Source organism: Prevotella mikamonis, from assembly GCF_055381405.1.
In genome coordinates this window covers 1,434,395-1,455,889 of the sequence record NZ_AP035785.1, presented here as the reverse complement: position 1 = coordinate 1,455,889, position 21,495 = coordinate 1,434,395, and the positions used below count along the sequence as shown (strand labels likewise).

Below are 21,495 nucleotides of genomic sequence, written 5' to 3'. Positions count from 1 at the left end.
CTGTCTATGATTTGACATCCTGTCTTTGCTCCCTCGCATGGGGCGAAAGAGGGGATTGTTTTTTATATTTCTTCTTTCAGTTTCTTCCTGTCAATCTTGTTGTTCGCGTTGAGTGGGAATTTGGAGCGGTGGTGTATCTTGGCAGGAACCATGTAGCTGGGCAATTTCTTTTTCAGTCTGGCCATTAATTCTGTTGCCGAAGTAGCATCAGCCGACTCCACCACAAGCTCAATTCTGTTTATCCCCCGCTCGTCGCCCATAGGCAATGCCACCACGGCTGTACTGTTGTCGAAGTAGTCGCGGGCCACGCATTCTATCTCACTGAGTTCGATGCGGAATCCTTGTATCTTGATTTGAGAATCTTTTCTGCCGTAATACATGATGTCGCCATCTTCGTCCATAGTGCAGATGTCGCCTGTGCGATAATATCGCTTGCCGTCTTTCATGAAGAAAGCCTCGCGGTTTTTCTCCTCGTTGCGCCAGTATCCCGGCGTCAGTTGGGCACCGGCCAGACACAGCTCACCCTTCTCGCCCACGACAACAGGGTGTCCTGCTTCGTCGGCTATGAATGTATCGACGCCCTGCATGGCCCGTCCGATACTCACAATACCGTTTACCGTTTTGTTGCTCTGTCCTGGATGATAGTCGTAGTAGGTGCAGATGATGGTGTCTTCGGTCGGCCCATAGGTGTTCATGATGCGTGCATTGGGCACACAGGCAGCCCATGCTGCAAGGTCGTCGTCCATCAGTGCCTCGCCGGCAAAGAGGGCATAGCGCAGATGGGGCAGGTTGAGCTCGTCGACATAGGGGCGCAGATAATGTATCACCGAGGGTACCATCATGAAGAAGGTGATGGGGTAAGTGTCGAGAAGTTCGAATGCAGCCATGTATTTCACGTGCTTATAAGACACGGTATAGACGCATCCGCCGACCAAAAGCGGCAGCAGGTACGACATGACGGAGAGGTCGAAGGTGAGGTCGAACATCTGCATACCCTTGTCTTTTGCCGTCAGTGTGATGCCCATAGCGAAGAATGCGTCGACAAACGCCTGTAGGTTGCCACGTGTGAGGGGTACACCCTTGGGTCTGCCCGTGCTGCCCGACGTGAACAGGATGTAGGCCAATTCATTGTCGGCGTACGTTGCCGGTTGTTCCATCGTACCGTCCGTGCAGTCCAGTCGTGCTGTCATGATGACGTCGACATGCTGATAACGTGTCTCGGTACTGGAGTCCAAGACGAGTGTCATGTCCATTTGCCCGATGATGTCGAGGCATCGTTCGAGCGGTTGTCCGGGATGCAGGGGAATATAGCACTTACCTTCCATCCACAGGGCGAGGATGGATGCGTAGGTTTGTAAATCGTCGTTGGCCACCAATCCGACATTTTTCTCTGTCCTGTGGCGTAGCTCCCGGCGGATAGCGGCAGTGGTCTCTGCCAGCTGTCGGTACGAATAGTAAGTATGTTCGATGCAGAATGCCGGACGTTCCTGTTGAGTCTGTAATACCTTAAAGAGTTGGGCGATTACTTGTTCCATAAGTCTTTTATCGCTTTAAAACGTAGTTTTATTACCTGTTTGTTCGCTATTGAAACGCAGAAAAACCTAAAAACCCCCTCTGATATTTTTGTTTTTACGAATCGTTAACGCTATTATAACTTTTTTGGCTGACCAGCATTGATTTACTGCAAGGCCGTGGCAGTGCTGCTGTTTGGGCTTTGCAGCATTACTGTTTGGCCTTTGCAGCGATGCTGTTGCGGCCTTGCAGTTTCTTAGTTAAAACATTTGAAGATGATTTAAATTTCTGATTGGCTGTTAAACGTAGGAAGGATAGGCACGTCATAAGGTTAGATGCAGCCCGTGGGGCATGTCGATAAATCATATTTATTAGAGAGAAAATCGTATGAAGAATTTTAAGATGTTAGTGGCAGCATTGCTGCTTTCGGTTTCGGCCACAGCGATGGCTGCCGACAAAAGTGAGATGGACAGACCGTCACAGAAACAGCGTATCGGACTGAAGTGGAAGCAGGTTGCTGCCAGGCTGATGCTTTCGGACGAGCAGACAGAGAAGTTGGCCTCTACTTATGCAGATTTCTGCAAAGAGATGAGAGCGTTAAGCCCACAGCGCATGGGGGAAAACGGTGGGAAGAAGGAGTCTCTGAACGGCAGAAAGGTTTTGGGTAAGCGCGCCATGAAACGTGGTTTTCAGGCAAAGGGACGACTGACCGATACGCAGATAGCCAAACTGACGAAGCAAAGGCTGGAAAATCAGCGTCGCCGGATAGATATACAAGAGAAGTATTTCGATAAATTCAGCAAGGTGTTGACTGCCCGTCAGGCAGCCTATCTCATCAACCATGCAGGTCGGCCACACGGTATGCGCCGTGCAGAGGTGATGCGCCGCCGGCCGATGAGGACCGATTCGATGGGACATCGACAGATGTTCAGTCGTCAGAACGACAAACAAGGTTAAACATGATAGATTGAAGGAAAGGATTGCAGGATAACAGGAGCGGGACACAAACTTCATGTTTGTGTCCCGCTTATTCGTATTTGATAATTCTTGGATGTTCTAATTAGAAGTTATAGTAGAAGCCCAGTGTGACGTTGTTGCCATCTAGATTGGCTCCCCAGGCATTGCTGCTCTTGCCAGCACCATCGAATTTCTCAGATTTCCAACCGAAGAATCCTACGTGAGCCACAAAGCTGAACTTCGGATTCAGGTTTAATGCCACTCCCGGTCTTACACCGGCATTCCACTCGTTGACAGAAGGTGAAGAAGTCCCGGCATTGTTATAGTGTGTGTAACCGAAACCACCATCGGCGAATACGTTGATTAATTTGCTGTGGAAGAATGTATAGCGTGCGTAAGGAGATACGGTGATATAGTTTCTGCTGTTGCCTTCAATAGAGACAGGATTGCCCTTTCCGAATCCGACTGTAGTACCGACAGCCCAATCTTTGTTGAGGCTATAACCGATTTCCGGCAGGACAGCATACGTCGTTACACTCTTGCCACCTGCTCCCTTGGAAGATGCAATGCCGAAATTTCCGCCTAAATACACTTGTGCGTTTGCTGAAACAGCTACCAATGCAGCTGCAAAAGCCATCATCATTTTCTTTTTCATAATCTTAAATATTAATCCTGTAAATTGTAAATACTGTCTACAAGACGATGGAAAAGGAATGGATGTTACACGAGAATTATGTTTTTTAACATAAAAAATGTGTTATGACAACAGTCCACCTTATTATATTAATAGAGTATGGTTACAAAAATTAACAGAAAGAAAAATCTCTCCGAGCGTGAAGTTGTATCCACGTTCGGAGAGATTTGATGCTGTGTGTTGCCCTAGTTTGCCAGCTTTTGTGTTTCTACTTGCTTATACGCATCATTGACAAATAGCTTTATCTTTTTGGGAGACGGCGAAAGTAGTTGCCATGAAGTAACCTTGCCTTTTTCCCATTTCATGTTGACAGTGATGTTTCCGCGTGCTTTGATGCCCTTAACAGAGCCGTCGGGCCATTTCTTGCAGAGTGCTGGCAGCAGGCGAATAGTTTGTCCATCGCTCTGTACGAGCATCTCTATCATGGCTGCTCCCAGACCATAGTTTCCGTCTATCTGCAACGGAATATGGTGTGTGGTGAAAAGGTTGTCGAGCATATTGTATGTTATCAGCTTTTCCAGCATTTCATGCGCCCGCTCTCCTTCGGCAAGGCGAGACCATAGGCAGCTTCTCCAGACCCAAGCCCATGAGCGGTGACTGTCTCCCGAATTCTTTCGGAAAAGGAGTGATTTCTTGGCAGCTTCTGCCAAACGTGGTGTATGTTCGACAGAAATAGTGGAACCGGGATATACGCCGAAGAGGTGCGATGTATGCCGATGGTCGGTTTCAGGGTCACGGTCAATCATCCATTCCATCAGATTTCCCTTTCGTCCTATTTGTGGAGTGTACATGTTGTTGACTATCTGCTCCAGTTCGGCAATCCATTGCGGATTTTCTCCGACAATGCGTGCCGCTTTCATTGTATTCAGGAATAGTTCCTTGACAATCTGTTGATCATGAGTGACTCCGTCTTCTCCTCGTGGTCCGTGTTCAGGCGACCAACCTGTAGGAACGACAAGTGTACCCTCTTTCACGTTTTTCAACTCCGGGTATTGACTGATGTCGACCGGCTTGTAGTTGCTCATAAATCCTGCACCCCCCTGTCCAAGTCGCTTTAGATGCGCTTTCCAGTATTCGCTCAGTTCTTTCAGCATGGGGTATGCTTTCTTTTTTAGATAGACCGTATCTTCGGTAAAGGCAAAGTGTTCCCAGATATGTAATCCATACCAGGCCGACCCTGGTAGGTTGACTTGCCATCCATTTCCGCCGAAAGGATTATGGGATGTATAGACTATCCAACCATCCGAATCATTGGCCTTGGAATCGTTGATGGCTTTCAGATATTCGCGGGTGGCTTCTTTGTTGGGCTCTCTTATGGCATATAAATAGTCGATGAGAGGCAAGTGGCATTCCGATAGATTACCGACTTCGGGCAGCCAGTAGACCATTTGCATATTGATATTGCTGTGATAGTCGTTTCCCCAAGGTGCATGTATCATTCCATTCCAGATGCCCTGTAGTCCTGCGGGCAATGCACCGGGACGGGATGTGCATATCATCAGATAGCGGCTGAAATTGAATAAGGTCTCTTCTAAGCCGCGGTCATTGGGGTTTTGCCGATAAGCCGCGAGTCTTTCAGGTGTCGGGACAGTACTGAACTTCTCTTGGTCGGTGCAGATATTGAAAGCTACGCGATTGAACAGCGAGCTATAATCGGCTCTGTGTCTCTCATATAGTTCCCGATAGCTTTTGCCTTGGAGCGCATTTACTCTTTCGTTCACTCTTTCCGCTGCTCTCTTCCCTCTGAAAGCGTGCGTATAGTCCATTGCATAGTTGGTCTCCTGTATGACGAGCAAGGTGAAATCTGTGATGTTTTTCAGTTCCATGTAGTCGGTATGTGCAATCACTTCTCCATCTGAATGAAGCACCTGTACCTTGGTTTGTTCCTCCATACCGTTCTTCAGCCGGCAATTCAATATCAGCTCTTGGGCTGTAGATAGGGCAGAATCTTCAGGTCGTTGCGTGGCAAATGATAATCGGCAATTTAAGCTTTTGGGCTTGTCTGCCTTGTAATGGACGACCATCACCTGGTCGGGATAGCTGCAAAAAGCAGTAGTCTGTACCGTTATCCCATTGCGGCTACAGGCAGAATATACCGTTCCCTCGTCCAAACGGATTTCACGGATAAACGTTCCTTTCTCAGCAGGCGCATGAAAATCGACTATCAAATCGCCTATCGGCTGTTGTCCTCCGAACTGCTCTGCGGTCGCTTCCGGGCCGTCTTCTCCGTTATACGATTTGTCTCCTTTGCTATTGATAACTCCCTTGTTCTGTCCACCCGACCAGAAAGACATATCTGCCAAGGCAAATCGGTCGCGCCCACTGCCGTTGAAGACGGAGGCAGCAATCCGTCCGTTGCCTATGGGATATGGTTCTCCTTCCCATATCCTGACCGGATTAGGATATTTCCCTTTTGTAATCTTGTTGGTTTCTGTGAGCAGATAATCCGTTCCTTCGCCCGATTGCCATTCCTTGACAGGTTGTAGTTGCTTGACTTTCGGGAGAATGTTTTTCCCTTCTCCTTGCCATTTCCCATCATACGCTTCGGAAGTAGCTCCTCTCTCGTTCTGGTTTTCCATTACTTGAGTGTATGCGGGCATAAGCGACCAGACTGTTTTTGTGTTTTTTCGGGGGCTGTTTGTTCCCACAACGACAGTGGCATGTAGCAATAATGCTGTCGCAAATAAAGTTCTATTGTTTATCATGTAATCTAAAAGATTATACGTTTAATACATGTCTTTGAAGACTTCGATTCCCCACAAACCTTTGGCACGCGTCACAGTGCAGGTGTCTCCGGGACGGAAGCGTATGGTGTCTACATCGCCTTGTTTGCAGAAAGTGCTGTTGTCGTCGAGAAATCTCAGATCAATATATTTGCTCGTATGTTTTCCTGTGGTCACTCCTACCTCTTCTATGCGTGCTTTCGACTGATAATCAGGACTTGTTATCCAATAATTCGGGATGTATAGCAGGCATAGGAAGCCTACGAATAGATAGTATAAGGAGATGGCGTGTTTGGCCTTGTATAATAAGTAATGGGCTAAAAGAGCTAGGCCTCCACCGCCAACCAAAACTTTCCAAAAAGGGAATGGCAGTATCGTGGAGTTGTCTAAGCGTAGTGTATAGAGAAACAATGCGGTAGAAATAAGGACTCCTAAGCACCCCGGAGAGTCTCCGTCTATGATAAAATCTTTGTATGTTTTGGCGAGGCATGTTCCTGCTGAAGGCTTTTCTTTAGTTACTTGATAGCGACTTTCTCCGACTATTTCGTCCATCGGGAATCGTGGATAGGGTCGATATGTGCCGGTACGGTCGCTAGGTACGAGAATTGTCTCTTCTGTATTATCGTCCTGCACATACACTCTGCCTTGCTCGTCGATGCCTTCCGGTTCCTCTTCTTCGCCTATATAGAGCATCATGGGGGCAGTGTCGGGCTTTGAATCCATCTTCCAGTAACCTCTTATATCTTGGTTTTGAGGTTCGTCTGCCTCGAAATAAAGTGCATAAATCAGCTCAAAAAAGAGTTCGAAGGACATATCTCCTTCATAGAAAATGCCGTAACCGTCAGGTCTTGCCGACTTGATGATGAGTGTAAATTCCTCTTCATATCCACTTTCCGTATCGGCATAGGATTGCAGACAAGTCTGGATGTCTTCGAGCGACAATCCACCAGGAATGATGCAGTTGTTCTTATTCATCATGGATAGGTTTAGGTATGGGGCAAAGATACGAAATATAGGTGATATGTAGATGAGGGATAAAGCAGATTTTTGCTTATTGCCTGCATAAATAGATAATAGGACAACGAATCGTAAGTTATCAGATGAAAAACTATTATCTTTGCAATATAATATTGTACGACATGAATATTCAAGACTATTTTAATTTGAAAGACGACCTGAGCAGTCGCGAAGAGACCATCGAACGAATTTCTGGAGGGGCTACTTTTAAGGGCGCATCGCTTTGGATTCTTATCTGTGCCATCTTCATTGCATCGTTGGGACTCAATGTCAATTCCACTGCGGTCATCATCGGAGCTATGCTTATTTCCCCATTGATGGGTCCTATCATTGCAATGGGGTTGGCCGTGGGCATTCGCGATTTGGCGTTGTTGCGCCGGTCGTTCAAGAATTATCTGGTCGCTACGGTCATTAGTATTGCTACAGCCAGCATTTATTTCATATTGTCGCCTTATCATGAAGCACAGTCGGAGCTGTTGGCGCGCACCTCTCCCACATTGTACGATGTATTGATAGCTTTTGTAGGTGGTGTGGCCGGGGTGATAGCGCTGAGTATCAAAGACAAAGGGAACGTGATACCTGGCGTTGCCATTGCCACAGCCTTGATGCCTCCGCTTTGTACAGCCGGTTTTGGTATTGCTTCGGGCAATCTTGCTTATTTTGCCGGGGCTTTCTTCTTGTATTTCATCAATACTGTCTTCATTGCGTCGGCTACATGGATTGGCGTGCATTTTATGAAGTTCCCGCCCCGTACATTCGATAACGATCATCGTGCCATCATCGTACAGAGATGGATTATTGGAATCGTCGTTGTGACGATGATACCTGCTGCTTTCATGACATGGAACATCGTTAAGGAGAGTTATTTCAAGACGCAAGTCAACATGTTTGTTCACGACCGGTTGCATTGGGATGGTTCACAGGTGGTCACCAGCAATGTGGGAGCTGACAGTACCCTGCGTGTCGTGGTGGTCGGCAAGACTTTGAGCGACTCTGCGATAGCTGTAGCCCGGCACTCGATGATAGCCTATCCGGCTTTAACGGGATATAAACTGAAGTTGATTCAGGGTAGTGTCTCTGATAGTTTGAGGGCGATTGCAGGTCTGCAGACGGCTGATACAGGCTCGGATAAGGTGCAGTTGCTTGAGAAGCAGACGCAGGAAAATGCGGTTTTGTCACGACAGTTGGATCAGTATACACGATACGAGCGCCTGAGCAGACAGATGTGCAGCGAAGTGCATATCCTGTTTCCGGAGATCAATACTTTGAGTATGTCTGCCGCTTTAGAGGTAAGTGCCGATACGGTCAAGCCCCAACGGGTGATTATGGCGGTTGTCGGAACGACCAGACGGTTGCCCGATGCAAGTAAGGAAAAGCTGAAAAGTTGGATGGAGAACAGGATAGGGAAGACCGTTTCGGGTAGTCCGACCGCTACAGGAGTGAGCTTGAAAGTGATTTACCAATAGCTATGAGAAAGGCAAGTGGTTTGTTGCTGCCCCTATATGGAATTTAGAAATCCAGATAATAGAAGTCTGTGGAATTTAGTAACTTTGCACGATGAATTTATCAGAACTCAAAGATAAGCGGATAGCTGTACTGCTTTCGGGTGGTGTAGACAGCAGTGTGGTGGTCCATGAATTAGCCAGCCAGGGATTGAAGCCTGATTGTTTTTATATCAAAATAGGTCCTGAAGAGCAGGAAGAATGGGACTGTTCGTCGGAAGAAGACCTGGAAATGGCGACGGCAGTAGCTACCCGTTACGGTCTGAAGTTAGAGGTTATCGACTGCCATCATGAGTATTGGAGCCAGGTAACCAAGTACACGATGGATAAGGTGAAGGCTGGCTATACGCCTAATCCTGATGTGATGTGCAACCGATTGATAAAGTTTGGTGCTTTCGATGAGAAACGAGGGCATGACTACGACCTCATTGCGACGGGGCATTATGCGCAGACCGAAATCATAGATGGCGAGAAATGGCTTGTTACAAGTCCCGACCCAGTGAAAGACCAAACCGATTTTCTGGCTCAGATATACGATTGGCAACTGAAGAAAGCCATCTTTCCTATCGGGCATTATATGAAAGATGAGGTGAGAGAAGTGGCTGAGCGTGAGCATCTGATTAATGCCAAGAGGAAAGATTCTCAAGGCATCTGTTTCCTGGGCCAGATAGATTACAATGAATATTTGCGCCGTTATCTAGGCGAAAATCAAGGAGTTGTACTCGAACTGGAGACTGGAAAGAAGATAGGAACGCACCGCGGCCTATGGTTTCATACCATCGGTCAGCGTCATGGATTGGGCTTTGGGGGCGGCCCTTGGTTCGTTGTCAAGAAGGATGTGGAGCAAAATATACTCTATGTCAGCAAAGGTTACGATCCCAAGACTGCCTATAAGCAAGAATTCTACGTGCATGATTTCCATTTCCTGACAAAGCCGGTAGACTTACAGAAGGTTACGTTTAAAATCAGGCATACTCCCGAATACCATCCTGCCACTATCGAAAAGACGGCCGACGGCAGATACTTGGTGCATGCCGAGAAACCTATTCACGGTGTAGCTCCCGGTCAGTTCTGTGTGATCTACGACGAAAACCACCATCGTTGTTTCGGCAGTGGAGAGATAACGGTGTAGTGAGTTTGTGAGTTTTTAAGTTCATGAGTTTTTGAGTCTATGGCAATTTCTAAAACTTTTCAACTCAATAATTCAAAAACTGACGAACTTATAAACTCATCAACTCATCCATTTGTGTATCAACTGGAAAAGCCGTATCTTTGTGGTGTTGAAAATAAATATTACTCATGAAAAGATTCTTTATTTTAATCGTCTGTTTGATTCTCTTTGCTTTGTCGGGAATTGCTCAGACCAAATGGTATTCACCTGTTAGCGGTGACACTCTCTTAGTTAGAGGGCGTGCATGGAATGCTGAAATCGGCAAAAGTTATCAGCGCATACCTAATCGTTTCAAACCTTCGTTGCGCAAACCATTGTGGGATTTGTCACAAAACAGTGCTGGACTCTACATAGAATTCATCACCGACGCTCCTGAAATCAATATTCATTATAAAGTGTTTGGGCCGTTATATTTACCAAATGTAGTGCCTATGGCTAAGAGTGGTGTTGATCTTTATGCTTTCGATGTTGATGGTAATCCTCTTCCCTGTTCTGGTAATTATACATTTTCTACTGGGGTGGTAAACTTTCATTATGGCAGACTTACCTATCCTGGCAAACAATGGCGAGAGTACCGTCTGTATCTCCCGCTTTACAACACTGTCGACTCATTGCAGATTGGTGTGCCGCAGAATAGTAAGTTCGAATTTATGCCCGCATCGCTCGAACGCCCCATTGTCGTGTATGGAACATCCATCGCACAGGGTGCATCGGCTTCGCGTCCGGGTATGGCTTGGACGAATATATTGCAACGTAAACTTGATGCTCCGGTCTATAATCTTGGCCATTCGGGCAATGGCCGTCTGGAGAAAGCGATGTTCAATGCGCTTTCGGAAATCAATGCCCGCCTCTTTATCGTCGATTGTATGCCCAATATGTCGGTCAAGGACTCGATTGCAAGTCTTTTGCGCGAGGGGGTGAATATACTTCGTAGCAAATCAGATGCGCCCATCCTGCTCGTCGAGCATTGCGGCTACAACAACTATCTGACAGTAAATTCGGAAAAGACGAAGGTAGACCTGCTGAACAGCCGTCTGAAGGCTGCCTACCAGCAGTTGCAGCGCGAGGGTGTGAAGGGGCTGTATTATCTGACCAAGGATGAGCTGGGTGTCAATTCAGACCTTGATTCCCAGATTGATGGAGTACATGCCACAGACATCGGTATGCGCTCTTATGCAGAGGCATACATGAAGAAAATTGCTGAGATACTGGATTTCCATCCGATGAAGAAGTTTATGCCTGTGCGCCAGACTCGCGACCAGGCTTTCTACAACTGGTCTCTGCGTCATCATGAAATCATGCAGCGCAACCGCCAAGTAAATCCTGATGTAGTGATGATAGGCAACTCCATTACGCATTATTGGGCTGGAGAACCGGCCGCTCCGATACATCGTGGTGATAAGGCCTGGAAGAAGTTGTTCGGCAAACGTAAGGTGACGAATATGGGGTATGGCTGGGATCGTATCGAAAATATTTTCTGGCGACTCTATCATGGTGAGTTGGATGGCATCTCGCCGCGCCATATCTTCATGATGGCTGGCACGAACAATGTAGGTAGCAACACCGACGAAGAGATTGTAGACGGTATAGAAGGATTGGTCAAACTGATTCAGAAGTTGCAGCCACAGGCTTGTATTCATGTCGTAAAAATATATCCGCGCCGTGGTCAGGAGCAGCGTTTGCAACATCTTAACACCTTGCTACAGGACCGATTGGCCCGTTACACGGATGTCGATGTGGTCGATGTGACCAAGCAACTCACTACGCCCGATGGGCGTGTAGACGAATCTCTGTTCGTAGACGGACTTCATCCCAATGCCCAGGGCTATGAACGTATTGCACGTGTCTATCAGAATTATTTGAAATAAGATAGTTATCCACATTGAATAAAACGACAGATCAATATGCCATCTTCTCCGATATAGATGGCACACTCGTGAGTTTTACTACTCACGAGATACCCCGTTCGGCGATAGATGCCATTGAGTCGGCCCGTAACAATGGCCATCGGTTCTATATATCTACCGGTCGCCCTGTGCCCATCATTACCAATCTACGTGCTATCAGCCATTTGATAGACGGCTATATCACCACCAATGGTGCCCATTGTTTCGTGGCCGACAAGCTTGTGAATCTCGATGCGATAGCCGAAGAGGATGTGCGCACGCAGCTCGCCGATGCCGACCGACACGACTATGCAGTCATCATGGTTAGCCAGCGGGCACTGGTTGTCTATAACAACAAGCCGGCCGTGAAGCGCATTTTCTGTGATGATTTGAAGGTCGATACTTTGGATTTCAATCTTACGATGGATGATATCAAAGGCGAACCCATCTTACAGATGACGCCGTTTGTCAGTGTAGAGCAAGAAGCTGGACTGATTCCGAAGCTCAAGAGTTGTGAGGCTGGGCGTTGGCATCCAGAATTTATCGACATCACGGCAGGCCATATAGACAAGGGGTACGGTCTGGAGCGCATGGCAGAGAGCGAAGGTTTCGATATAGCGCATACTGTGGCGCTAGGCGATGGTGGCAATGATATTCCGATACTACGGCGTGCCGGCATCGGTGTAGCTATGGGTAATGCAGCCGATTATGTGAAGGCCGAGGCCCAATATGTTACAGCTCATGTCGACGACGATGGCTTTGCAAAGGCTCTTATACACTTAGGATTGGTTTAGTCTGTTTGCTTTTACATCCGCAGATAGTCACCTTGTCTACCGTACTGTTTTTCCATTGATTTACTGCGGGGGCTTAGCAGCATTGCTGCCGAGTCTCCGCAGTTTTTCTGTTTGGTGCTTGCAGCGATGCTGCCAAGCCCTTGCAGTAATTTGGGTTTGAGTTGTTGAATTTGTAAGTTTATTGAGTTAGATGGGCTGGTAGGGTTGATGATATGTCTATTCGTAAATTCGTTGACTCGCCCATTTATTTTGCCGATGAATAGACTGCGACTTTCCCACCAAATGATTAACTTTGTTGCCAATATCAAATACAAAAACATGACAGCTCAAGAATTAAGAAACCAGCGGTTAGCCGACAAGCTAATCAAAAATCTGCAACGTCGTCATTACGACGCATATTATTGTGCCGATCGCGAAAGCCTGTTGCAACAGGTGCGCCGACTCATTCCCGAAGGCAGTTCTATATCATGGGGTGGCTCAATGTCTATTCGCGATACGGGTATCACGTCGATGCTTAAAAGTGGGCATTACGAAGTGTACGACCGAGACGACGTGACTACTTTGGAAGATAAGATGCACATATATCGCAAGGCTTTTGAGTGTGATTTCTATCTGGCCAGTGTCAATGCCATGAGCGAAGACGGCGTGATAATCAATGTAGACGGCAATGGCAACCGCGTGGCAGCTATCACATGGGGACCAGACCGCGTTATTCTGGTGGTGAGTCTGAATAAGGTTTGTCAAGATGTAGACGCTGCGATAAAGCGAGCCAGGTCTACGGCTGCACCCATCAATATGGCCCGTTTCGATTTCAAGACGCCTTGCCAGACTGATGGCATGTGCCACGATTGCAAATCGCCCGATTCCATCTGTAATTATATTACGATTCAGCGCATGTCGCATCCGGCCCACCGACACATCGTATTGCTGACTCCCGAACCTGTCGGTTATTGAAACATGGGTGGAGACCATCGGTCTTTTCGGATTTTCTTTGTATCTTTGCCTGACAATTCCATAACGAAAAAGCATGATTGTTTGTATAGCAGAGAAACCCAGTGTGGCTAGAGACATTGCCCGAATCCTTGGCGCCAACTCTTCTAAAGATGGCTACATGGAGGGGAATGGCTATCAGGTAACGTGGACTTTCGGCCACTTGTGTGAGCTGAAACAGCCCAATGACTACCATGAAAATTGGAAACATTGGAGTTTGGCTGCACTCCCCATGATACCAGAGCGATTTGGCATAAAAGTTATAGAAGATGATGGCATTCGCAAACAATTTAAGGTTGTGGAGCAACTTTACCGACAGGCAGACGAGATTATCAACTGCGGCGACGCCGGACAAGAGGGAGAATTGATACAAAGATGGGTGATGCAGAAAGCCGGAGTGAAGTGTCCGGTGAAGCGATTGTGGATTTCCTCGATGACCGACGAGGCTATCAGGCAGGGATTTGCCGATTTGAAAGACCAGCAACTCTATCAACCACTCTATCTGGCAGGGCTTTCGCGCGCTATAGGAGACTGGTTGTTGGGCATGAATGCAACCCGACTATATACGCTGAAGTATGGGCAGAATCGTCAGGTGTTGAGCATTGGGAGGGTGCAGACGCCGACTTTGGCACTGATTGTGAACCGCCAGAAGGAAATAGATAACTTCAAGCCAGAGCCTTATTGGGTTCTGGCTACGATTTATAGAGATACACAATTTACTGCTACCAAAGGTAAGTTTACCTCTAAAGAAGAGGGCGAACGGGCTTTTTCTGTTATAGATGGGAAGTTGTTCGCAATTACTGATGTTACAAAAAAGAAAGGTTCGGAAGCTCCACCCCATTTGTTTGACCTGACTTCTTTGCAAGTAGAGTGTAATCGTAAGTTCAGTTATTCGGCCGAGATGACACTCAATCTCATCCAGAGTCTGTATGAGAAGAAATACACTACTTATCCGCGTGTAGATACTCAATATTTAAGCGACGACATCTATCCAAAGTGTCCGAGTATCCTGAATGGGCTTTATCAGACAAAGATAGACTCCCAACCTGTCTATGCACCGCTGATAAAACCTATCGGAGGACAGAAACTGTTGAAGTCGAAGAAGGTGTTTGATACATCGAAGGTGACCGACCATCACGCTATCATTCCGACCGGGGTAGTGCCGACGGGGCTTACCCAGTTGGAACAAAATGTATATGATCTTATAGCGAAACGCTTTATCAGTGTGTTTTATCCAGACTGCAAGTTTTCTACGACGACGGTATTGGGTAAGGTAGACGACATAGAATTCAAGACGACGGGTAAGGAAATCCTCTCACCGGGATGGCGTGCGGTATATGCAAAGGATGTACAGACGGTGGACGACGACGAGAGTAAGAAGGCTGACGAGGAACGTACGCTGCCTACATTTGTGAAAGGCGAGAGCGGAACGCATACACCCACGCTGACGGAAAAGTCGACTACGCCTCCACCATATTATAATGAGGCGTCGCTGTTGAGAGCGATGGAGACTGCTGGGAAATTTGTGGAAGATGAGGAATTGCGTGCTGCGCTGAAAGAGAATGGTATCGGGCGTCCTTCATCGCGAGCTGGAATCATCGAAACCCTGTTCAAGCGCCACTACATAAGGAGGGAGCGCAAACGCTTGTTGGCAACGCCTACGGGTATTGAGCTGATTGATACGATTCATGAAGAGTTGCTGAAGAGCTGTGAATTGACGGGTATCTGGGAGAAGAAGTTGCGCGATATTGAGCATCAGAAATACGATGCTGCTCAGTTTATCAGCGAATTGAAAGAACAGATATCGGCTATTGTCTACAATGTGTTGTGCGATAACAGCATGAGGCGAGTAACCGTGACGGTAGACGAAAAACCTGCCAAGAAAGCCTCGGCTGGCAAGAAAGGTGAAGCCAAACCTAGGGTGAAGCGTGCTTTGAAGAAAGAACCTGCTGTGCAACAAGCCAAGATGAAGGCCGATGACAGCATCATCGGACAGGTTTGTCCTGTGTGTGGAAAGGGGCAAATTATGAAAGGGAAGACGGCTTATGGATGTAGTAACTGGAAGAGCGGATGTACTTTCCGCCTGCCCTTTGACAATAAATAAGCCGTTGTTGCGTTGATGTTGTTGATGGCCGTCAACATGATAAGAAAGATTTTTCCATATATATTATTCCTCTCTGCCCTGTGCCTGTCGTGTGGGGTAGACCGCAACATGCGCCGAGGGGAAACCTATTTGGCTTTGGGCGAGTACCATGATGCTGCCAGAGAGTTTCGGGCGGCTTACCAGAAGACTCCTCCGAAAGAGCGGAGCAATCGTGGGGAACGGGCATTGAAGATGGCGGCGTGCTATGATAAAATCAATGAGGCGTCGCGGGCAGCATCGGCTTATCGCAATGCGCTGCGCTATGGGAGAGGCAATATGAATACGCATTTATCCTTAGCGCGCCAACTGATGAAGCTGGGAGATTACAAGGTGGCAGCCACGGAGTTTCAGATGGTAATCGACTCGTTACCCGACGACGTGTTGGCACGTAATGGTCTGTACTCGGCACAGCATGCCTTGCAATGGAAAAAAGACGGGAGCAGATATCGGGTACGTCGTATGGACCTGTTCAATTCGCGTCGTGACGACTATTCTCCCATGCTCTTTGGCGACGACTTCAACCAACTGTATTTCACATCTACGCGCAGTGATGCTGTGGGAAATGAGCTGAGTGGTATCACGGGGACGAAGCCCGGCGACATATTCTTTTCACAGAAAGACGATAAAGGAAAATGGAGTAAGCCCGAAGTGGTGAGTGGCAGTTTGAATACTGCGTACGATGAAGGAGCTTGTTGCTTCTCTCCTGACGGGCGGACAATGTATCTTACACAGTGTACGACGAGTGCATCGTCGCCTCGCTATGCGCAGATTGTCATTTCGAACCGTTCTGATGCCAACTGGAGCAAGGCTGAAATCCTGAATATCAGTAGGGATACACTGTCGGCTTTTGCCCATCCAGCCGTCTCTCCCGATGGCGAATGGCTCTATTTCGCATCTGATATGCCGGGCGGAAAGGGCGGACTTGACATTTGGCGTGTGCGCCTGTCGGCTAACGGACTGGGTGGTGTGGAGAATTTGGGTGCGCCTGTCAATACACCGGGTAATGAGGAGTTTCCTACTTTCAGACCCAATGGCGACTTGTATTTTTCGTCGGATGGCCATCCGGGCATGGGTGGACTGGATATTTATATCGCTCATCCCGATGGGCAGAAAGGATATGTACTCGAACATCCGGGCTATCCGCTGAACAGTCAGGGTGATGATTTCGGAATGACGTTCGAGGGGAAGCACAACCGTGGCTATTTCTCTTCTAATCGTAATGACGGACATGGATGGGATCATATCTACTCGTTTGAGAACCCGGAAATCACCCAGACGTTGAGAGGATGGGTATATGAAATGGATGGATATGAGCTGCCTGCTGCACAAGTCTACTTGGTAGGAAATGACGGAACGAACAAGAAACTGAGTTTAAAGGGGGATGGTTCGTTCACGGAGGTATTGAAACCAAATGTAGCCTATGTGATGTTGGCGACGTGCAAAGGATATCTGAATCATCAGGAATCACTGAGTACAGGTACTGTGGAAGAGTCCAGAGAGTACACGTTGCAGTTTCCCCTGGCTTCGATTACGGCTCCCGTCCTTATCGACAATATCTTCTATGATCTGGATAAGGCTACACTTCGGCCCGAATCGTCAAAGGCTTTGGATGAACTGGTGATGCTGTTGAATCAGAATCCCCATGTTACCATAGAGTTGGCAGCGCATTGTGATTACCGTGGCAGTGCTGAGTATAACAAGGATTTGTCGCAACGTAGGGCGCAGACGGTGGTCGATTATCTCATTGGTCACGGCATTGCTAAAGACCGATTGACAGCTGTTGGCTATGGGAAATCGCAGCCCAAGAGCATTAAAAAGAAGAATACAGAGAAATATACATGGCTGAAAGTGGGTGATATACTGACTGAAGACTTTATCAAAATGCAAGATAAAGCACAGCAAGAGATATGTAATCAACTCAATAGGCGCACGGAATTCCGTGTGCTGAGAACCACTTACGGCCTGTTGGATGAGTATGGAAGGCTCAAGAAAGAAGCCGAAAAGAATATGAAGAAAGCCGCGGAAAAGACCGCGGATGACGATTTCTATTTCTAATTTTCGCTGGCGACAGCATTGTAGCAACCCACAATGATGAGAGTCAAAATGCCGATGTAGGCATACAACGGTGATATGCTTGTCGACGTATAGAGCGATACGAAGCTGCCCGAAAGGTCGCCGGTGAGGTTAGTGACGAATGTCTTGAACCACTTGAATCCATCGGCATGGATGAAGAAAGCAACTCCGGCCAATGACCAAAATGCTGTCCATATACGGTTGAACCAAAGCGAAAGCTTCGGTATTTGTCTCATGATGCGTTTCGAAAAACCTCTGTCTTCAATTTCTTCGCGGTTTTCTTCGAAAAACTGTATGAGTAGTCTGTCATCATTTTCCATCATATCCATTCTGTTTAAGATAAGTTGTTAGTTTCTGTTTCCCGCGTGATAGGTGAGATTTGACAGTGCCTTCGGCCATTCCTGAAATCTTGGCTATCTGCTCAATGCTTTGTCCTTCCATCAGTTGCAAGGTAATGCAGGACCGCTCGGCAGGCGAAAGAATGGACAAGGCTTGATAAATATCCATCTTTAAATGATTGTTCATCGACTCAGAGTTGTGCTTGTTGACACTTGGAATATCCAATTCTTCTGTCGGTTTATTGCGTCTTACGTAGTCGTAGAACGTGTTGTAGGCAATGCGGTAGAGCCATGTCGAAAAGTTGGCTGTACCTTGGAACTGTGTAATATGTGTATAGGCTTTCAAGAAAGTATCTTGTGCCAGGTCGTCGCTTAGCTGACTGTCTCCCATCGTTTGGTTCAGAAAGAACCGCCGTATAGGTGACTGATATTTCACAACGAGCTTGTCGAAAGCTCTACGATTGTGGAAAACAGCCACCTGAGTAACGAGAGAAATGTCGTCAAACGCCTTCACTGGTCCTACAAAGATTGGTCTCCAGAATGATTGTCTTGGTCCTTTCTGGCGTGAGTACGGGCCATGATCATTTGTCCGGCCCCCATACACAGAATCAGAAATCCTATTCCTATCAGTTCTTCTGCACCCAAGAAAGCGAAGAGAAGAACCACTCCCAAGCCGATAGAACAGTTGCGTATGCCCCGTTGCCACTGATATTCAGTGTTTGTTTTGGATGCTGTACGTATGAGGTCTGGCAGTGGTTGCCCCATGCTCATGGATTTTTCTGCCAATGCAACCTTGTCGTTATGTCGCTTGATGAGGAAATAGATGACCCATGCAATGAGCAGTATGGGTGCTATTGCTATTAGGAATATAAGGAAAATAGCAGGAATAATAATCCAAGGTTTGGTAAAAGTGCGCTCAAAGGGAGAGAGGATATTGTCATCATCGCCCTCTGGAGAAGGAACGACAGAATAGTAGCTGTCTGTCGAATCTGTTGTAGCTTCGGCCGAAGAAGTCGTATCCGAGTATGCTTCGATGCCTTGTTGGACACTGTCATTGGGTGTAATGGCTGTAGACTGATGCTGATGTCGATGTTTGGGAGCGGCCGGAAGTGTGGCAGTACCCACTGCTAACATCATTGTAAGTGCGATAAGATACTTTTTCATATTGCTTTTTTATTCTTTTTCTGATAGTTAGACGGCGGAACAAATCTTTTGGTTGCAAAGTAATAAAAAAAGTTGGTAATGCGGGAAATTATATTTATTTTCGCACGAAAAGACGCATAGAGAATGAATTTACCTCATGATTTTGAGCAGCAGACGCAAGCTTTGATGGGAGAAGAACTGTTTCAGACACTCCGAAAGGGGCTTGAAGAAACTCCTCCGACGAGCATCCGTTTGAATCCATTGAAGACCGCAGGCCACAAGGTTTCTATTCCGTTAGCCGATGGACGAGTGCCTTGGTGTGAGCAAGGAATGTATCTGCAATCACGCCCCAACTTTACTTTCGACCCGTTGCTTCATTCGGGAGCTTACTATGTACAGGAAGCTGGCTCTATGTTTCTGGACCATGTGATGCGTCAGTATGTTCATCATCCGGTTATCATGCTTGATCTTTGTGCTGCTCCGGGGGGGAAATCGACGGCCGCCAGAGCTGCTTTGCCTGCTGGGAGTGTACTTTTCAGCAACGAGCCGATACATGTGCGGGCTAACGTCTTGGCTGAGAATATACAGAAATTTGGCCACCCCGACTGCATTGTTACCAATAACTATCCTCGCGATTATTGCAAGGCCGGCATCTTGTTCGATGTTGTTTTGGCCGATGTGCCGTGTTCCGGCGAGGGAATGTTCCGCAAAGACGAAGGGGCAATCAGTGAATGGAGCATGCAGAATGTGGCTCAATGCCAGGCCTTGCAGCTTGATATTATCCGCGATATATGGCCCTGCCTGCGACCAGGAGGACTGCTCATCTATTCCACCTGCACCTTTAACAGTCGTGAAGATGAGGAAAATGTGAACACCATCATCGCCGAGTTGGGGGCAGAAATACTTCCTGTAGCGATTGAAGACGGTTGGAATATCACCGGTTCTTTGCTGGATGAGCGTCCTGTGTATCGCTTTATTCCTGGTAAAACACGCAGTGAAGGTCTCTTTATGGCCGTGCTTCGTAAGCCTGGCGAGGCAGAAGAAACGGGCAGGAAACCGCAAAAAGCATCAAGGAAGAGTGATGCTGTCAAGGGAATGGAACATTGGTTGCAGGGCGATTTCACTTTCTTAGAGAACAAAGGGCTAATTCGTGCCGTCCCGACAGTATGGTATGGAGTCTATGCGATGGCTGTCAAAGCTTTAAAAGTTATCCATGCCGGCGTGGCGATAGGTACACAAAAGGGGCGTGACATCATCCCCGACCAGTCGTTGGCATTAAGCATTGCGCTTCATGAAGATGCTTTTCCACGTATTGAGATTGATGAATTTACTGCCTTGGCCTATCTCCGTAAAGAGGCCATTATGCTGCCAGCCGAAGCTCCCAGAGGTTTTGTACTGCTCACTTACCAGCAACTTCCGCTTGGATTTGTCAAGAACATAGGCAACCGTGCCAACAATCTTTATCCACAGGAGTGGCGTATCAAGAGCAGTCACATTCCCGAAGAGAATACCCATGCTATCTGTTTGCACGATGATTAGTCTTATAGCTTGTCTCTCAAAAAACAGGGCCATTGGACTGAATAACCAATTGCTCTACCATATCAAGGCCGATATGGCCCGGTTTAGGCAGCTTACTATAGGGCATACCATCCTCATGGGGCGTCGTACTTATGACTCGTTGCCCCACGGTGCATTGCCGGGACGTCGCAATATCGTGCTGAGTAGACTGGCTTTGACTTTGCCCGATTGCGAGGTTTATTCTTCACTTGAAGAGGCTTTGAAACATTGTGCGACCGATGAGTCCATATATATAATAGGTGGGGCAGAGCTTTATGAGCAGACTATTGGCATGGCCCAGCGACTCTATCTCACCGTCGTCGACGACTTTCCTGCATGTGCCGATGCCTTTTTCCCTCCGTTTGAGGCTGATTTCAAGCTCATTTCTATCTCTCAATACGAAAAAAGCGAAGACAGTTGTTATGCCTTCGCTTTCTTGGATTATATCCGCAAATAATCTTTATTCGTCTTCTTCTTCGTCGTCATCTGCCGTGTGTGGCAAATCCAATATCGGCAACTGACGGTCTATGGATGCGCTGAACGAAATCGTAGTTTCGCTGCGTGCCAAGCCCAGAGGTTGCAGTTTGTCGTGGATAATCTGCATCAGGTGATGATTGTTGTGTGCATACAGCTTGATAAACAAGTCCATAGCTCCTGTGGTAGCATGACATTCCACTACTTCGGGTATCTTCTTTAATGCGGCGATAACTTTGTCGTGCGACTCCGGGTCTTTCAGATATAAGCCTACGTAAGCGCAGGTCTCGTACCCTATTTTCTCTGGGTCGATGATGTACTGTGAGCCCTTCAATACGCCAACATTGGCAAGCTTTTGCATACGTTGATGAATAGCTGCTCCACTGACGTTGCATGCACGCGCTACCTCTAAGAAAGGTATGCGGGCATCTTCAGCAACAAGACGAAGGATTTTCTTGTCTAATGAGTCCAAATGATGATGTGACATTGATTATATTTTGATTTGCTTGCAAAATTAATAC

General features: G+C 47.3%; 18 protein-coding genes. 10 read left to right on the top strand and 8 right to left on the bottom strand.

All coding sequences use genetic code 11. The features are described from left to right. Window positions 1-62 precede the first annotated feature (62 nt). Window positions 63-1,535: an amino acid adenylation domain-containing protein gene (locus tag ACZ42L_RS06270; RefSeq protein WP_464716949.1), complete on the bottom strand. Its 1,473-nt coding sequence runs from the start codon at window positions 1,533-1,535 to the stop codon at window positions 63-65. A gap of 364 nt (window positions 1,536-1,899) precedes the next feature. On the opposite strand from ACZ42L_RS06270, the gene ACZ42L_RS06265 reads away from it, so the two are divergent. Continuing rightward, a complete protein-coding gene (locus tag ACZ42L_RS06265; protein ID WP_464701500.1) occupies window positions 1,900-2,469 on the top strand; it encodes a hypothetical protein in 570 nt (189 codons plus the stop codon). Window positions 2,470-2,572: 103 nt separating this feature from the next. On the opposite strand, the gene ACZ42L_RS06260 is transcribed toward ACZ42L_RS06265, so the two are convergent. From ACZ42L_RS06260 to ACZ42L_RS06250, 3 genes are all read right to left on the bottom strand, one after another. Beyond that, window positions 2,573-3,124: an outer membrane beta-barrel protein gene (locus ACZ42L_RS06260; protein WP_464716948.1), complete on the bottom strand. Its 552-nt coding sequence runs from the start codon at window positions 3,122-3,124 to the stop codon at window positions 2,573-2,575. Window positions 3,125-3,348: 224 nt separating this feature from the next. Continuing rightward, the gene (locus tag ACZ42L_RS06255; protein ID WP_464716947.1) at window positions 3,349-5,742 is read right to left on the bottom strand and encodes a glycosyl hydrolase family 95 catalytic domain-containing protein; all 2,394 of its coding nucleotides are present in this window, start codon (window positions 5,740-5,742) and stop codon (window positions 3,349-3,351) included. A 147-nt stretch (window positions 5,743-5,889) separates the two neighbouring features. Then, entirely contained in the window at window positions 5,890-6,864 is a 975-nt protein-coding gene (locus ACZ42L_RS06250) for a hypothetical protein (protein WP_464716946.1), read from the bottom strand. 161 nt (window positions 6,865-7,025) lie between these two features. Between ACZ42L_RS06250 and ACZ42L_RS06245 the strand changes: the two genes are divergently transcribed. The 7 genes from ACZ42L_RS06245 to porE all read left to right on the top strand — a co-directional run bounded on the left by ACZ42L_RS06245 (window position 7,026) and on the right by porE (window position 17,444). Beyond that, window positions 7,026-8,369, top strand: coding sequence for a DUF389 domain-containing protein (locus tag ACZ42L_RS06245; RefSeq protein ID WP_464716945.1), 1,344 nt, complete (start codon window positions 7,026-7,028; stop codon window positions 8,367-8,369). A gap of 91 nt (window positions 8,370-8,460) precedes the next feature. Further along, window positions 8,461-9,537, top strand: a complete 1,077-nt coding sequence (mnmA, locus tag ACZ42L_RS06240; protein ID WP_464716944.1) for a tRNA 2-thiouridine(34) synthase MnmA — start codon at window positions 8,461-8,463, stop codon at window positions 9,535-9,537. 167 nt (window positions 9,538-9,704) lie between these two features. Then, window positions 9,705-11,444: an SGNH/GDSL hydrolase family protein gene (locus tag ACZ42L_RS06235; protein WP_464716943.1), complete on the top strand. Its 1,740-nt coding sequence runs from the start codon at window positions 9,705-9,707 to the stop codon at window positions 11,442-11,444. Between the two features lie 14 nt (window positions 11,445-11,458). After that, window positions 11,459-12,256 (top strand): Cof-type HAD-IIB family hydrolase, encoded by a 798-nt coding sequence (locus tag ACZ42L_RS06230; protein ID WP_464716942.1) that lies wholly within the window; start codon window positions 11,459-11,461, stop codon window positions 12,254-12,256. A gap of 318 nt (window positions 12,257-12,574) precedes the next feature. Continuing rightward, window positions 12,575-13,210 carry a lactate utilization protein gene (locus ACZ42L_RS06225; RefSeq protein WP_464707065.1) on the top strand — a complete coding sequence of 212 codons (636 nt, stop codon included), beginning with the start codon at window positions 12,575-12,577 and terminating at the stop codon, window positions 13,208-13,210. 73 nt (window positions 13,211-13,283) lie between these two features. Further along, entirely contained in the window at window positions 13,284-15,350 is a 2,067-nt protein-coding gene (locus tag ACZ42L_RS06220; protein ID WP_464716941.1) for a DNA topoisomerase 3, read from the top strand. Between the two features lie 36 nt (window positions 15,351-15,386). Beyond that, complete coding sequence (porE, locus tag ACZ42L_RS06215; RefSeq protein WP_464716940.1) at window positions 15,387-17,444, top strand: PorE family type IX secretion system protein; 2,058 nt, start codon at window positions 15,387-15,389, stop codon at window positions 17,442-17,444. Here porE and ACZ42L_RS06210 read toward each other — a convergent pair. The 3 genes from ACZ42L_RS06210 to ACZ42L_RS06200 are packed head-to-tail and all read right to left on the bottom strand — an operon-like array spanning window position 17,441 to window position 18,964. Next, the gene (locus tag ACZ42L_RS06210) at window positions 17,441-17,791 is read right to left on the bottom strand and encodes a DUF5056 domain-containing protein (RefSeq protein WP_464716939.1); all 351 of its coding nucleotides are present in this window, start codon (window positions 17,789-17,791) and stop codon (window positions 17,441-17,443) included. The genes porE and ACZ42L_RS06210 overlap by 4 nt on opposite strands. Next, window positions 17,772-18,314 carry an RNA polymerase sigma factor gene (locus ACZ42L_RS06205; protein WP_464701485.1) on the bottom strand — a complete coding sequence of 181 codons (543 nt, stop codon included), beginning with the start codon at window positions 18,312-18,314 and terminating at the stop codon, window positions 17,772-17,774. Before ACZ42L_RS06205 ends, ACZ42L_RS06210 begins: the two co-directional genes overlap by 20 nt. A gap of 5 nt (window positions 18,315-18,319) precedes the next feature. Then, window positions 18,320-18,964 carry a DUF6249 domain-containing protein gene (locus ACZ42L_RS06200; RefSeq protein WP_464716938.1) on the bottom strand — a complete coding sequence of 215 codons (645 nt, stop codon included), beginning with the start codon at window positions 18,962-18,964 and terminating at the stop codon, window positions 18,320-18,322. A 123-nt stretch (window positions 18,965-19,087) separates the two neighbouring features. Here ACZ42L_RS06200 and ACZ42L_RS06195 point away from each other — a divergent pair, with 123 nt between their 5' ends. After that, on the top strand, window positions 19,088-20,482 hold the full coding sequence (locus ACZ42L_RS06195) for a methyltransferase RsmF C-terminal domain-like protein (RefSeq protein ID WP_464716937.1): 1,395 nt from the start codon (window positions 19,088-19,090) through the stop codon (window positions 20,480-20,482). Next, window positions 20,475-20,957, top strand: coding sequence for a dihydrofolate reductase (locus ACZ42L_RS06190; RefSeq protein WP_464716936.1), 483 nt, complete (start codon window positions 20,475-20,477; stop codon window positions 20,955-20,957). Before ACZ42L_RS06195 ends, ACZ42L_RS06190 begins: the two co-directional genes overlap by 8 nt. Before the next feature lie 3 nt (window positions 20,958-20,960). Here the strand turns inward: ACZ42L_RS06190 and ACZ42L_RS06185 are convergent, their stop codons facing one another. Further along, complete coding sequence (locus tag ACZ42L_RS06185) at window positions 20,961-21,461, bottom strand: Lrp/AsnC family transcriptional regulator (RefSeq protein ID WP_464701481.1); 501 nt, start codon at window positions 21,459-21,461, stop codon at window positions 20,961-20,963. Window positions 21,462-21,495 lie beyond the last annotated feature (34 nt).